At 36.5% G+C, this 12,909-nt stretch carries 12 protein-coding genes and 2 pseudogenes; 2 read left to right on the top strand and 12 right to left on the bottom strand.

Annotation, left to right across the window (positions count from 1 at the left end; translation table 11 throughout):
• Nucleotides 1-39 precede the first annotated feature (39 nt).
• Complete coding sequence (locus AC4IF5_RS13625; protein ID WP_490735368.1) at nt 40-912, top strand: helix-turn-helix domain-containing protein; 873 nt, start codon at nt 40-42, stop codon at nt 910-912.
• A gap of 93 nt (nt 913-1,005) precedes the next feature.
• Here AC4IF5_RS13625 and AC4IF5_RS13620 read toward each other — a convergent pair whose 3' ends face one another.
• Both AC4IF5_RS13620 and AC4IF5_RS13615 read right to left on the bottom strand, forming a co-directional pair.
• A complete protein-coding gene (locus tag AC4IF5_RS13620; RefSeq protein WP_490735366.1) occupies nt 1,006-1,290 on the bottom strand; it encodes a hypothetical protein in 285 nt (94 codons plus the stop codon).
• Between the two features lie 172 nt (nt 1,291-1,462).
• Nucleotides 1,463-3,070: a fumarate hydratase gene (locus tag AC4IF5_RS13615; RefSeq protein ID WP_490735365.1), complete on the bottom strand. Its 1,608-nt coding sequence runs from the start codon at nt 3,068-3,070 to the stop codon at nt 1,463-1,465.
• A gap of 137 nt (nt 3,071-3,207) precedes the next feature.
• Here AC4IF5_RS13615 and fumC point away from each other — a divergent pair, with 137 nt between their 5' ends.
• Nucleotides 3,208-4,602, top strand: coding sequence for a class II fumarate hydratase (gene fumC / locus AC4IF5_RS13610; RefSeq protein ID WP_490735363.1), 1,395 nt, complete (start codon nt 3,208-3,210; stop codon nt 4,600-4,602).
• Nucleotides 4,603-4,683: 81 nt separating this feature from the next.
• Here the strand turns inward: fumC and AC4IF5_RS13605 are convergent, their stop codons facing one another.
• The 10 genes and pseudogenes from AC4IF5_RS13605 to AC4IF5_RS13560 all read right to left on the bottom strand — a co-directional run.
• The gene (locus AC4IF5_RS13605; protein WP_490735361.1) at nt 4,684-5,724 is read right to left on the bottom strand and encodes a porin family protein; all 1,041 of its coding nucleotides are present in this window, start codon (nt 5,722-5,724) and stop codon (nt 4,684-4,686) included.
• Between the two features lie 26 nt (nt 5,725-5,750).
• Nucleotides 5,751-6,365, bottom strand: coding sequence for a hypothetical protein (locus tag AC4IF5_RS13600; protein ID WP_490735359.1), 615 nt, complete (start codon nt 6,363-6,365; stop codon nt 5,751-5,753).
• A complete protein-coding gene (locus AC4IF5_RS13595; protein ID WP_490735357.1) occupies nt 6,352-6,912 on the bottom strand; it encodes an RNA polymerase sigma factor in 561 nt (186 codons plus the stop codon). Before AC4IF5_RS13595 ends, AC4IF5_RS13600 begins: the two co-directional genes overlap by 14 nt.
• A 133-nt stretch (nt 6,913-7,045) precedes the next feature.
• Nucleotides 7,046-7,771: an ABC transporter ATP-binding protein gene (locus AC4IF5_RS13590; protein WP_490735355.1), complete on the bottom strand. Its 726-nt coding sequence runs from the start codon at nt 7,769-7,771 to the stop codon at nt 7,046-7,048.
• A gap of 3 nt (nt 7,772-7,774) precedes the next feature.
• A complete protein-coding gene (locus AC4IF5_RS13585) occupies nt 7,775-9,241 on the bottom strand; it encodes a DUF5687 family protein (RefSeq protein ID WP_490735354.1) in 1,467 nt (488 codons plus the stop codon).
• Between the two features lie 174 nt (nt 9,242-9,415).
• Nucleotides 9,416-9,556 carry an IS1/IS1595 family N-terminal zinc-binding domain-containing protein gene (locus AC4IF5_RS13580; protein WP_490735352.1) on the bottom strand — a complete coding sequence of 47 codons (141 nt, stop codon included), beginning with the start codon at nt 9,554-9,556 and terminating at the stop codon, nt 9,416-9,418.
• 141 nt (nt 9,557-9,697) lie between these two features.
• Entirely contained in the window at nt 9,698-10,114 is a 417-nt protein-coding gene (locus AC4IF5_RS13575; RefSeq protein WP_490735350.1) for a hypothetical protein, read from the bottom strand.
• 1,611 nt (nt 10,115-11,725) lie between these two features.
• A pseudogene (locus tag AC4IF5_RS13570) lies at nt 11,726-11,979 on the bottom strand (RHS repeat-associated core domain-containing protein); the annotation flags it as partial.
• 39 nt (nt 11,980-12,018) lie between these two features.
• The gene (locus tag AC4IF5_RS13565) at nt 12,019-12,549 is read right to left on the bottom strand and encodes an STM3941 family protein (protein WP_490735348.1); all 531 of its coding nucleotides are present in this window, start codon (nt 12,547-12,549) and stop codon (nt 12,019-12,021) included.
• 12 nt (nt 12,550-12,561) lie between these two features.
• Nucleotides 12,562-12,909 (bottom strand): annotated as a pseudogene (locus AC4IF5_RS13560) (hypothetical protein); the annotation flags it as partial.

The raw sequence follows: 12,909 nt of genomic DNA, 5'->3' as shown, positions 1-12,909 counted from the left end.
TCTTAAAGATATTGTACCATGGCCGTAAAAATGTGTTGTATGAGGAAATTATCTAAAAATGGACTTTTGTTCAGATCCGAAGACATCAAAATCATTATGCAGGAAGACCTGTGTCCTGATGAATCCTTCAAATCGCATATGCTGGAGAGCAAATCGAGCTTCAATCTTCTCTTCATTCTGAGCCCTAATGTCAATCTGGAAGCTCATGACTGCGGCACAAAGTTTTTATTTAAAAAGAATCAATATATTCTGCATTACTCTCCGGAAGAAAGTACAGCTGAACTATGGACCGAAAATCAGGAAATTTTAAAGTATCTTCAGATTGAAATCAACTACCAGTATATTTTCAACCTTATCAATCCAAAGCTTAACAGGGAAAATGCAGAAATTCTGGAAAGCATGGTTCGTAATAATTTTATATTTCTTCATAAGGAAACACCTCCTGATATGACCGTCGAAATGCATATGATTGTAAAGGAAATCCTTGGTTATTCAAAAAAAGGAATCATGCAGAAATTATTCCTGGAAGCTAAGATTATTAAACTCCTTATTCTGATCTTTGAACAATTTAATGAAAAAGACAATCAGGAAGTGATCCCTAAAACACCCGAAATGATCAAGAAATTCATAGATGAAAATTACCACCGGAACATAAAAGCGGAAGAAATAGCAAGACTGATGGGCGTCAATCAAAACATCATCAGGAAGGAATTCAAAGCACAGTATCATACGACAATTGCCAATTATATATCGGATCTCAGAATGCTGAAAGCAAAGAAACTGATCACTAACAAGGAGATTATGATCAAGGAGATTGCAATAGAATGCGGATATGAGTACCTCCAAAACTTTACGCGTGCATTTAAAAAGAAATTCGGGATTTCTCCTGAGAACCTCAGGAATAACAAATAAGAAAACCGCTTAAAATAATTAAGCGGTTTATATATGTTGTTTTGCTTTGATATTGCTTTTTCAGAATTCAGGTGAAAAAGCAATGACAATCAATTAATGATGATGTCCGTGATCGTGAATGAAAGGTCCGTTCCCTTTAGGCTGGTTATAAATAACCTCTACACCTTCCTGCTCTGTAATAAGCTTTCTTCTGATATCTTCAGGGTCGAAAGGTTTTACTTTTCCGAAATACTCCTTCAAACCTTCAGTTAGCCACATTGGGATTACTAGTCCGAAGAACATGAAAATACACCAGAACCCTACTAAGAACATGATTATAAAGAAAACTGTCCACAGAAACTGGTAAAACGGCCAAAATGCTGATAATATCGTTATCATTCTCTTAAAGATTTTAGGCAAAAATAGAACTTTTTTCTTTTTTACACAAAAGATCAGCGTCCTATTTTATTATTTATTTTAATTCTATATAGATTTCAAGACCATAAGACATGAGACCTGAGATCTCAATGATTATTTCATATCTTCTCTCTTCAGGCCTTTATTGGTCTGATTAATGGGCAAGATCCGCGAAGAAATCATTTCCTTTATCATCGGTAATAATGAATGCAGGGAAGTTTTTTACTTCTATTTTTCTTACGGCTTCCATTCCTAATTCCGGGAAGTCCACAATATCTACAGAGACGATATTGTCTTTGGCAAGGATTGCTGCTGGTCCGCCGATTGATCCAAGATAGAAACCGCCATATTTATTACATGCATTGGTAACATCTTTACTTCTGTTTCCTTTGGCCAGCATGATCATACTTCCTCCGTGGCTCTGGAATTCATCTACATAAACGTCCATTCTTCCTGCTGTGGTAGGCCCAAAGCTTCCTGAAGCCATTCCTTCCGGAGTTTTTGCCGGTCCCGCATAGTAAATAGGGTGGTTTTTGAAATATTCCGGCATCGGCTTTCCGCTGTCTATGATTTCTTTGATCTTAGCATGAGCAATATCTCTTGCTACGATCAGGGTTCCATTCAGCTTTAATCTTGTTTTGATCGGGTATTTTGAAAGCTCAGCCAAAATTTCAGGCATCGGCTTGTTCAAGTCTACTTCTACGGCTTCTTCCAGGTGGGGCGGAGTATCCGGTAAGAATCTTTTAGGATCCTGTTCCAGCTGCTCAAGGAAAATACCGTCTTTGGTAATTTTTCCTTTAATATTTCTGTCTGCGGAACAAGAAACTCCCATTCCGACAGGGCAAGAAGCAGCGTGTCTAGGAAGTCTGATCACTCTCACATCATGAGTAAGGTATTTCCCTCCGAACTGCGCTCCAATAGCACTTTCCTGGCAGATCTTCTGTACTTTCGCTTCCCATTCAAGGTCTCTGAAAGCCTGACCGGCTTCGTTTCCTTCTGTCGGAAGGTTGTCATAGTATTTTGCTGAAGCTTTCTTTACGGCAGCAAGGTTAGCTTCCGCAGAAGTTCCACCGATCACCAATGCCAGGTGGTACGGCGGGCAAGCCGCTGTTCCGAGATCTGAAATCTTTTCCTTGATAAATTCTTCAAGAGATTTTTCGTTCAGTAAAGACTTGGTTTTCTGATATAAGAATGTTTTGTTGGCAGAACCTCCTCCTTTTGTTAAAAACAAGAATTCATAATAATCTCCTTTTTTAGCATAGATATCAATTTGAGCCGGAAGGTTTGACCCCGAATTCTTCTCATCAAACATCGTTAATGGCACCACCTGAGAGTATCTGAGATTTCTTTTTTGATAGGTATTATAGATTCCTTTGCTTAGGTATTCACCGTCATCCACTCCTGTGTAAACACTTTCCCCTTTTTTACCCATTACAATCGCCGTTCCTGTATCCTGACAGGAAGGAAGTGCTCCCTCAGCGGCTACAGCTGCGTTCTGCAAAAGATTATAGGCAACAAACCTGTCATTGTCTGTAGCTTCAGGATCATCAATGATTCTTCTAAGACTTTCTAAATGGGATGAACGCAACATGAATGAAACGTCTGCCATAGCCTCCTCAGCCAATAACTCCAATCCTTTCGGGTCAACTGTTAAAATTTCTCTGTCACCCAGCTTTTCTACCTTTACATAATCTGATGTAAGCTTTTTGTACACCGTATCATCTTTCAGAATTGGATACGGATCCTGATATCTAAATTCCATTCAATTTTTTGTTTGCGCAAAAATACGGCTTCCATAAAAAAACATGAGCAAAATCAGTCATTTCAATTGATATTTATAATGATTATAAATTGCGGGATTCTTCGGTTATCATTAACTTTATAAAAATTTCAATCACAATGAATTACAGAGTAGAAAAAGACACTATGGGAGAAGTGCAGGTCCCTACTGACAAACTTTGGGGAGCACAGACAGAGCGTTCCAGAAACAATTTCAAAATTGGTCCTGAAGGTTCAATGCCACACGAAATTATCGAAGCATTTGCCTATCTGAAAAAAGCAGCAGCGTATGCCAATGCGGATTTGGGAGTGCTTCCGGCAGAGAAAAGGGATATGATCGCTAAGGTTTGTGAGGAGATCCTTGAAGGGAAGCTCAATGACCAGTTTCCTTTGGTGATCTGGCAGACAGGTTCCGGAACACAGTCGAACATGAATGTCAATGAAGTAATTTCAAACAGGGCCCATGTCAATAACGGAGGAACATTAGGAGAAAAATCAGAAATCCACCCGAATGATGATGTCAACAAATCACAGTCATCCAATGATACCTATCCTACAGCAATGCACATTGCTGCTTATAAAAAGGTTGTAGAGGTAACCATTCCGGCTGTGGAAAAATTAAAAAATACATTGGCAGAAAAGTCTCAGGCATTCAAAGATGTTGTAAAGATCGGAAGAACCCACCTGATGGATGCCACACCTCTTACGCTTGGACAGGAATTCTCCGGCTATGTGGCTCAGCTGGAATTTGGACTGAGAGCTTTAAAAAATACACTGCCCCACCTTTCTGAGCTTGCTTTAGGAGGAACTGCCGTAGGTACGGGATTGAATACACCTAACGGCTACGATGTAAAGGTAGCCGAATATATTGCCAGGTTTACCAATCACCCTTTTGTAACGGCTGAAAATAAATTTGAAGCTTTAGCTGCCCATGACGCTATTGTTGAAAGCCATGGCGCTTTGAAGCAACTTGCCGTGTCTTTATTTAAAATTGCGCAGGATATCAGATTGCTTGCTTCAGGCCCGCGTTCCGGGATTGGAGAGATTTTCATTCCGGAAAACGAACCGGGATCATCCATTATGCCGGGAAAAGTAAATCCTACCCAAAATGAAGCAATAACAATGGTTTGCGCCCAGGTTTTAGGAAATGATACTACAATTTCATTTGCAGGAACCCAGGGAAATTATGAACTGAATGTTTTCAAACCGGTAATGGCTTATAATTTCCTGCAGTCTGCACAGCTTATCGCAGATGCATGTATCTCTTTCAATGATCATTGTGCAGTAGGCATTGAGCCGAACCATGAGAGAATTAAAGAGCTTGTAGATAAATCTTTAATGCTTGTAACAGCTTTAAATACTCATATCGGATATGAGAATGCCGCAAAAATTGCAAAAACAGCTCATAAAAACGGTACAACGTTAAAAGAAGAAGCCATCAACCTTGGCTTGTTAACAGCTGAACAGTTTGATGAGTGGGTAAAACCTGAAGATATGGTGGGAAGTTTAAAATAATCATATCTTATTTATTCATAGACTTAAATAAAAAACTCCGGGGAAAATCCCCGGAGTTTTTAGCGTAAATATAAAGATCAATTATTCTAATCCAATGGCAATTCCGAATACAAGGGCTTTATCATTTTTAAAAGTACTGTCCTTAAAGAAATTACTGAAATCTTTCTTTACAAACAGACTCAGGCCGTTGTAAGAGAATGTGAGCTGAGCTCCATAGATATAAGGGTTTACCTGATAATTTTCCCTGTTTCTTAATTCTCCGTTATTTCCGTCATAAATATTATTTGTAGACATTCTTGCTCCTCCGTAAACGTTTGCTCCTATTTTAAATCCGTTATAATACCTTCTGTACTGTACATCCATCCCTGCATTTTTAAGCTTAGAGAAATTATACTGCACCCCCAACGGAACCACGATATAGCCTGTCCTTAATTTACTTTTACTCAAGTCACCATTATACCGTTCCAGGTAAACCTCATTATTGGCATTTTTCGTAAAGAACATATTATTATCCAGGCGAACGGTTCTCCATGAGAATCCCAATCCGGAGGTAATTGCCCAGGGGCTTGTTCTGCTAAGCTGGTAATTCAGCTTCAACCCGAATTCAAGATTATTGGAATAGCCGATATTTTTATCCAGTTCATTATCCGAAAGGTCGTTGGTCATTGTCATAATTCCATAGGAGAAATATCCGGTAATGCTTCTGGCAGGGCGGAATTTTTTCAGAAGCTTTGCTTTCAGTTCTTCTTTGGTGGCAGCATCGGTATTAAGAAGCGAGTATCTTACCTGTTTCTGAATCACTCCATCAAGATCAAATCCTAATTCTTCAATCCTTTTGTCTATTTTCTCCGAATAACGGTCAGCAATCTGAGCTTTTTCCTTATCGAAATCAGCTTTCTCCAGGTGTTTGGTTTTAAGAGCTAACAGCTCGGTTTCCATGAGCTTCTTTTCTTCCTGAATAATGACATTGATCTGAGCAGCATATTCTTCTATTTTATCTTTCACAATAGGGCTTACTTCTGTATCTTTTTTAGATGCAAGATTAATATTCAGTCCCTTTTGTCCATACAATGAGGACGAAACAAGACATACCAATCCCATCAGGATAAATTTCTTGATCATATGATTAATTTTTAAAGTTTAATGCGTTAATTTCTATTGAGTTCTATAGTAGCAACATTGCTCCCGTCTTTTGTCTTTTCAATCACATCTTTATGTTCTACCGAGAAAAGCAATGTAGAAGGATCCACATATTTTTTCTTTTTCACCGGAATATTTAAAGTATCAGCTTTTGCCAGAATTTTCGGATCGGATATTCTTATGAGCTCCGGCTTTTTCTCCGGAAGGGCATTTTGAGTGATAATCGTATTTTTATCCGGCACCGGTATAGCGGTTATTTTTTCTTTTCTCTCCTGAGAGGAGGAACTTTTAGCATCCTCTCTTGTCGTGTTTTGTATGGCTAACTGAACATTTTCATCATTTGATTTTACAGTCATCCGATCTTCACCTGGCTTATTTACCTCTTTTGCCATTTTTGGCTGTTCTGATGAAGGTGTTTCTTTAAGGAAAAACAATACCGTACCCAAACTGAATGTCAGAATAAGACACGCAGCTATCAACAGCCAATTTACCCTTGATTTTGAAGGAGTGCTGTTTCCGGTTTGCCATTCAATCTCAGACCATAGATCCCTGGAAGGAGCCATTTCTCTTTCCCCGATCTGCTTTTTGATCTGCCCCTCAAAATTATCTTTAGACGTGTTCATTTTTCATTTTTTTTTGTTGTTGAAAGTAGATCGTTCTTAGTTTTTCTTTTGCTCTGAACAATTGTGTTTTGCTCACCGCTGTTGAAATCTGTAACGTATCAGCAATTTCCTGATGAGAATACCCTTCTAAAACATAAAGGTTAAAGACCATCCGGTAAGCATCAGGAAGCTGATCCAAAAGTTCCTGAGCATTAAAATCAAAAGCAATATCCGGATCATGAATATCCTCCTGAAAAGACTGATTGATCTCATCCAGGTAAAAAACCGTTTTATGGCTTTTGATAAAGTTCAGGCATTCATTGACAACGATCCGCCTTGCCCAGCTCTCAAGATTGGCTTCTCCTCTGAAGCTCTCAATATGCTTAAAAATTTTACAAAATGCTTTTATGAGGCAATCTTCAGCCTGATACAAATCATTGATGTAGCTTCTGCTTACACTCAGAAATCTCTTTACATTCTGCTCATAAAAGAATTTCTGTGCAGCCGGATCCTGTTTCTTCAGGCGGCTTAGCAAATCTTCTTTTTTATTTCCGAACAAAAATTTCATTCCAATGCTGTTTCTACTATAAAGACAATGAATATCGAAAAAGGTTACACAAAAAAATATTTTTCTAAAAAAAATTTGATTCATTGAATCATGAAAAAAGGTAGAAGCTCTTATCTTCTACCTCTGTTCCGTTTTATAAGGCAACTTCGTCCGGCCGGGAAACCTGGTCTGCAAAATACTGTTCAAGGTCCTTTAAGGTCTCCGGATTGGTCTGAATATCCTTTACAAGCCGGCCTTTATTCACTACAACAATCCTGTTGCAGACTTCCGTGGTATGGGAGAGATCATGGCTGGAAATAAGAAACGTTACTCCATCCTGTTTGGATAGTTCTTTGATCAGATTTTTAAGTTTGATCTGGGTAGACGGATCAAGATTGGCGAAAGGCTCGTCGAGAATGATGATCTCCGGATTTCCGATAATGGCTCCTACAATCCCAACCTTTTTCTGGTTTCCTTTTGAAAGGTCACGGATATATTTTCCGGAGGCAAGAATTTCCCCATTAAAAAAATCATGAAAAGGTTTTAAAAATTCTTCTACAGAAGCCTTATTCTGCCCCCTGAGCTCTCCGATAAAATAAAAATATTCCTCCGGTGTCAGATAGCCGATGAGAAAAGTATCATCTACAAAGGCTGAGACTTTATTCTTCCAGGCCTCGGATTCATTCACTTTGATCCCGTCAATACTTACAAAACCTGTTGTTGCCTGAATCAGGTCCAGCATCAGGCTGAAAAGCGTTGTTTTTCCTGCGCCGTTGTTCCCTACAAGGCCAAATGTTTCACCCTTAGGAATCTCAAGGTGCTCAATGTTCAGAACAGTGGCTGTTCCGTATGTTTTGGATAAATTATTTATACTGATCATGACTTAACCTTTATTTTTAAATGCTTCAAGCGTACTGTACTTTTCTTTTTTGTAATGTTTTACGATGATATCGAAAATCTTTTCTCTGAACAGGAATCCTATAAATCCCAAAACAGCAACGCTGATGACTGCTGCTGTAATTCCTGAGAAATATTTCACAAGGGCAAACACAGCCATTGGAAGTGCCATTTTAGGAATCAGCAGAAGCAATGCCACCATGTTGAAGCTTCCTTTCTGTCCAAGTCTTTTTTCTTTGGAATTAAGATCGATCTGTGTTTTATTGAACGCTCCTGACCAAAGCGTAAATTGAGAATTTACCCCAATATTGTATAACCCTGCGGCAAAGAACGTTATATAGATCTCCCAGCCAAAATAGATGTAAAACAGAGCAAGGATCATGGAAATCCCCGTTACAATATTCATCAGCCACCATTTTCCTTTTAGATATTCTTTATAAGGAACATTCAGGGTCATCATCAAAGGATAATAGGAACTGTCAAATGCAGGAACTCTCTGCCCAAACAGAAACTGGAATCCGCCGGTTACAAAAAGTCCCATAAACATGATCATAGCCGGTGTTTTATAGAGCACGGAGGTATACATCAGCAATCCGTAAAAAAGAAACATAAAGCTTCCTAACAGAATTCCTTTTGTCACTTTATTACGCCGCAGCATTTTGATATCATTATTGATAAAAGTTCCGGTAACGCCATATTTATTCAGGAAGGCAATATTTTCTGTTTTACCTACTGTTTTCTTTGCCTCAAGTCCCTGGTCGAGATAAAATTCTTTCCGCACATACCGGAAGCATACCATCCAAAGCCCTGCAAACAGAACGATTGGAATCAACACCCAATAAGGTTTTTCATATAAAGTATAGAAAGCAGCTTCTGAGTAAGACAGCACCGGAATAATATGGTAATATCCCAGAATACTTATAATCACAAAACACACCCCTATGATCACAGCTATTGATTCTTTGCCATTTAGGAAAATATTGATAAAATTATTCAGATAAAACAGCATAGAAATTCCTATAAACCATGCCAATACTCCCGGAAAGCTATACCCATTGAATAAAGCAATCCCGGAAAATGTAATAAAGAACAGGGAATTCAGCCAGCTGAATGCCGACAGAAAAGTTTTGGCCAGCATATAATTGACCAGGACATTTTTTCTGATATTGAGAGTAAGAAACGGCTTGATATTCTGCGTGGGCATTTCCTGCCACAGATATTTAAGAATCAGATCAATACCCCATGCAACAATTAAAAACCGGGATGCTATCAGTAAGGGGTTCTGATGGAGCTTTTCCTGCACATAGAAAAAAAAGACCCCTGCTCCGATTATGAGGCACACCATGAAATAAAAAATCCCGAAGAGCTTCAAAATTTTCATGGCAAGATTGATCCCTAAAGAACTACCACGGAAGAAGCTTTTGATTTCCAGTCTAAGAAACTTTAGAAACATATTTTTCAGTTTTTTAATATTAGTAAATATAACCTTAAATATGTTACAGATTTAATCGGAAAACTTCTGATTATTTGCAAATAACAAGAATTAAAATAAAAAAAGTATTTCCCAAGTAGTTTTTGTATTGATAATTATATTCTACTTTCAAATGTAGGAGACATGCTCAATTATTTATAGGGGTCTATTAATTAGTAAAACACTAATGCTTTTACACGGCCCGCATTGATAGCGTTGCTTACCGTAATTGGTTTTGCCATATTTTATAAAATCTTCACCAACATATTTGGAACATGAATAAATTTTTACATTCATAAAGAACTGTTTATTTCATAAAATAGAAAGAGCAACTGTTATAGTTACTCTTTCTTTGAATATTTTAATGGAGATTTTCTTTGGTAATGCCTATAGACATTGTATACCAAAATATCTGAAACATTACCGGAACCTTAACTATTAATTATTGCCATGTATGAAATGTAATACCTGATATAAACCTTTATAAGGTCTCCCTTTTTCGAGGTTTAAAATAAAATACTCTTCGTTTTTTGTTTTTATCTTCAAACGAGTAAATTTTTCTTTATTCATTACACCATTTTTGAATTCTTCTAATGCTAAATTGACCTGAATAATATCATTCAGATTTATAAACAATTGATTTCCTTCCTGACAATTTAAAATTCTAAAATTTGTAAGTAGAAACCAATTTAAATCATTTTCATAGTAAACAATAAGCGGATTTTCTTTTTCATTTAATTTATGAAATAAATTTTCATATTGCTTTTTATTATTTTCATTAATGATTTTTGTATTCAAACCTTCTCCTCCTTTTCTTTTAAAAATGGCTAGATATATTGATGATTTATCATTCATAACTATTACTTATTTTTACTTCTCACCCATGCCATAGGGGCAAGCCTTGAACCACCATTCTGATATTTCCAACTGGCAAGGAATTGATTAAATGCCATTCCCATGGCAAAGATATTTAGGAAATAATTATCTCACTTATTCCATGTACTGGCTTTTCCTCTACCGGGTACATTTATTCCGTTATAAAAAAATATTGTTGAATAAATAAAACATTAAATTATAGTAGATATTTATAAAGCTTTTCTATAGTATAGTTCAATAATATTATATATAACAGAAATTCCTCTTGATTAATTTCAAGTGAGATAAATATAAATAATTCTCATTTCATAATGTAATCTCACCGGTAAACTTCCCTGTTTTGGGAAGTCTTCAAAAACAGGGAAGTGTATCATGTATATTCTATAGATTTATAAATTTTATAGAAAAAATAATAATATGCTCTTTTCATTTTTAAAGTTTCATTGCTCCTGGCCATATTTGCCAGTATGGGTTAAAACTGTTTTCTTGACTTAGTCTTGATTGATCTTCCATTGCACCTTCCCATCCTGAATGTCCATTTTGGTTCTCAGGATAACCAGCCAGTGTGTTATAACCTTCATGCTTCAGTCAAAAAGGATAGTAGCTGTTTTCTTCAATAATCTCAATTGCTGTTTCTAGTGAAACTTATTTTATAAAATTAGAGTATTGAACTTTCAATACTCTAATTATTTTCAATATTATCAAAAATAGGAGTATAAAAAGTATAAACTTTTGTCTCAAAAAAGGTAACAACTCCACTTTATTGAACTGAACACTATCTCTATATTTATTTTTTTCTTTTACTATTTTTATTGTATCATATGGAGGAGAAAGTGGTGATTTATAAACTTGTTCTACTAATGCAACATCCGAATTTAGAAGTTCAGAATTAGATACAAAAGGCAACAATGATGCTATATCAATTCCTAATTGAAAACGATCCGGACTTACATTAACAGCTTTAAATGCTCTTCCATAGCCATTTAATATATACTCAAATAAATTATTAGGATCAATATTATCTCCTGGTCTAAGCTTATTAAGCGTTTCCTTGTCAGGATCATTCGTTCCCCCCAAAAAACTATAAAACATTTCATTGGTTGTTCCTATGAATCCATTTATAGAATTTGCTACATAAGAAGCTGTTCTTCCAATAAGACCATATACTCCTGTATTTCCATTATATTTATCCATGTAAGCATTAAACTGGCTTAGTATCTGATTTCCCCAACCAGAGCTGCTTCCACTTAAAATAATTTCAGGAACATTAATGATTGCATCTCCAATACCTCCTTCAGCATAATTGGTATTAAGACTTAAGTAACTTCCGTTATACCCCAGGAGGATATTGTTACTGTCCTGAAAACCAAATCCTGTATTATGCCAGTTTCCTCCTAAATTAAAAATAGTATCAATTAATCCTAAACTCAAACCTCCACCTCCGCCTGCACTCGGAGTAAAAATTGTTGGTACATTACCTGACCACTCATCCATAGACATTCCCGTTGCGCCTTTTCCGCCTGCAAGATAATACGAAGCGGCTCCACCAGAGCTTATATTCCAGCTCCACGTATCAGGAGCATAAGCTTTTCTCCCATCCGGGTCGATAAAGCTTACCGGGTTGTTTAACGCATAATTGTAAGGCGAAAACCTTCTTGTGGTCTCTGCTAATGGGTCTATTACACCCCATCTTCCAATATCACTCATATACATTCTTGCACCATAGTCATACATTCCACTTTCCGTCTGCAATTCTTTTCCATTATAACCATAGTTATAGGAAGGGTTGCCAGTAATGCATTATAGCCTTCATGCTTCAGCCCAAAAGGATAGTAGTTGTTTTCTATTTATTTAAATTCAAGTGCTAGCAAGGATTTAAAAGGTTACCTATTTCCATACTCATTATAAAATTTTAGAATAACTTTTTCAAGTTTATCAAAGTCAGTTTTTAGGGCACTCGATGATATTGAAATAGGTGTTCCATAACTTTGTAGAGTATTTTTAAGTATTCTCTTTTTTAACCGGTTATTTACATTTAAATACTTTTGTGGATCTTTGACATCTATAAGCAAAAAATTCTGAGAGGCTACAGAAATTGTTTTAATTGAAACTATGTCTTTCCAGTCAATTAAACCTACGCTTGCAAAGCTAGAATTATCAGTTATACCTTTCTCATCAATAATAAGATTAAACTTTTTTAACAAAAAGCCTTTACATAAAATTGGCAAACAAAAACCTGCTAATAAAATTGCACAAATGCCCACTATCCGGATAAAAAAAACATTTCGAAATATTCTTGATACTAATTTTTCAGGATTTATTGTCATAAAAACTCCCAATAAAAGTATTAACAGGCAACCTAATATTAATAAAAGTAATTTAATATTACTACTTTTAATTTCAATTGTATTCATTTTTTTTTCAATTTACCATTTAAAATAATCTTCAGCTATACCTTCTACATAATCACCACCTAGATATCCACCTAATATTCCTCCAATAATTCCACCAGCTGCTAAGCCAATTGCTGCCCCACCAGGGCCACTAATTAAGCCACCAACTCCTGCAAATACTTTTCCTAAGGCCCATGCTCCCATGGCAGCTCCAGCAAGTCCCCCTGCAACTCCTGTCACAGCAACTTTTGTATTATTTCCTATTTTCCATTTGTCTTCATAAACTCCATAACCTATTTGACCGGCACTAATTATATGGCCTACCATTCCGGCTCTTTTCGCATATTTTCCATACATTGCAGTAGTGTTGACATAGCTACT

Source organism: Chryseobacterium sp. UF-290, assembly GCF_058245615.1.
The sequence above is the reverse complement of the archived record's forward strand: the minus strand, read 5'-3'. Positions and strand labels throughout refer to the sequence as shown.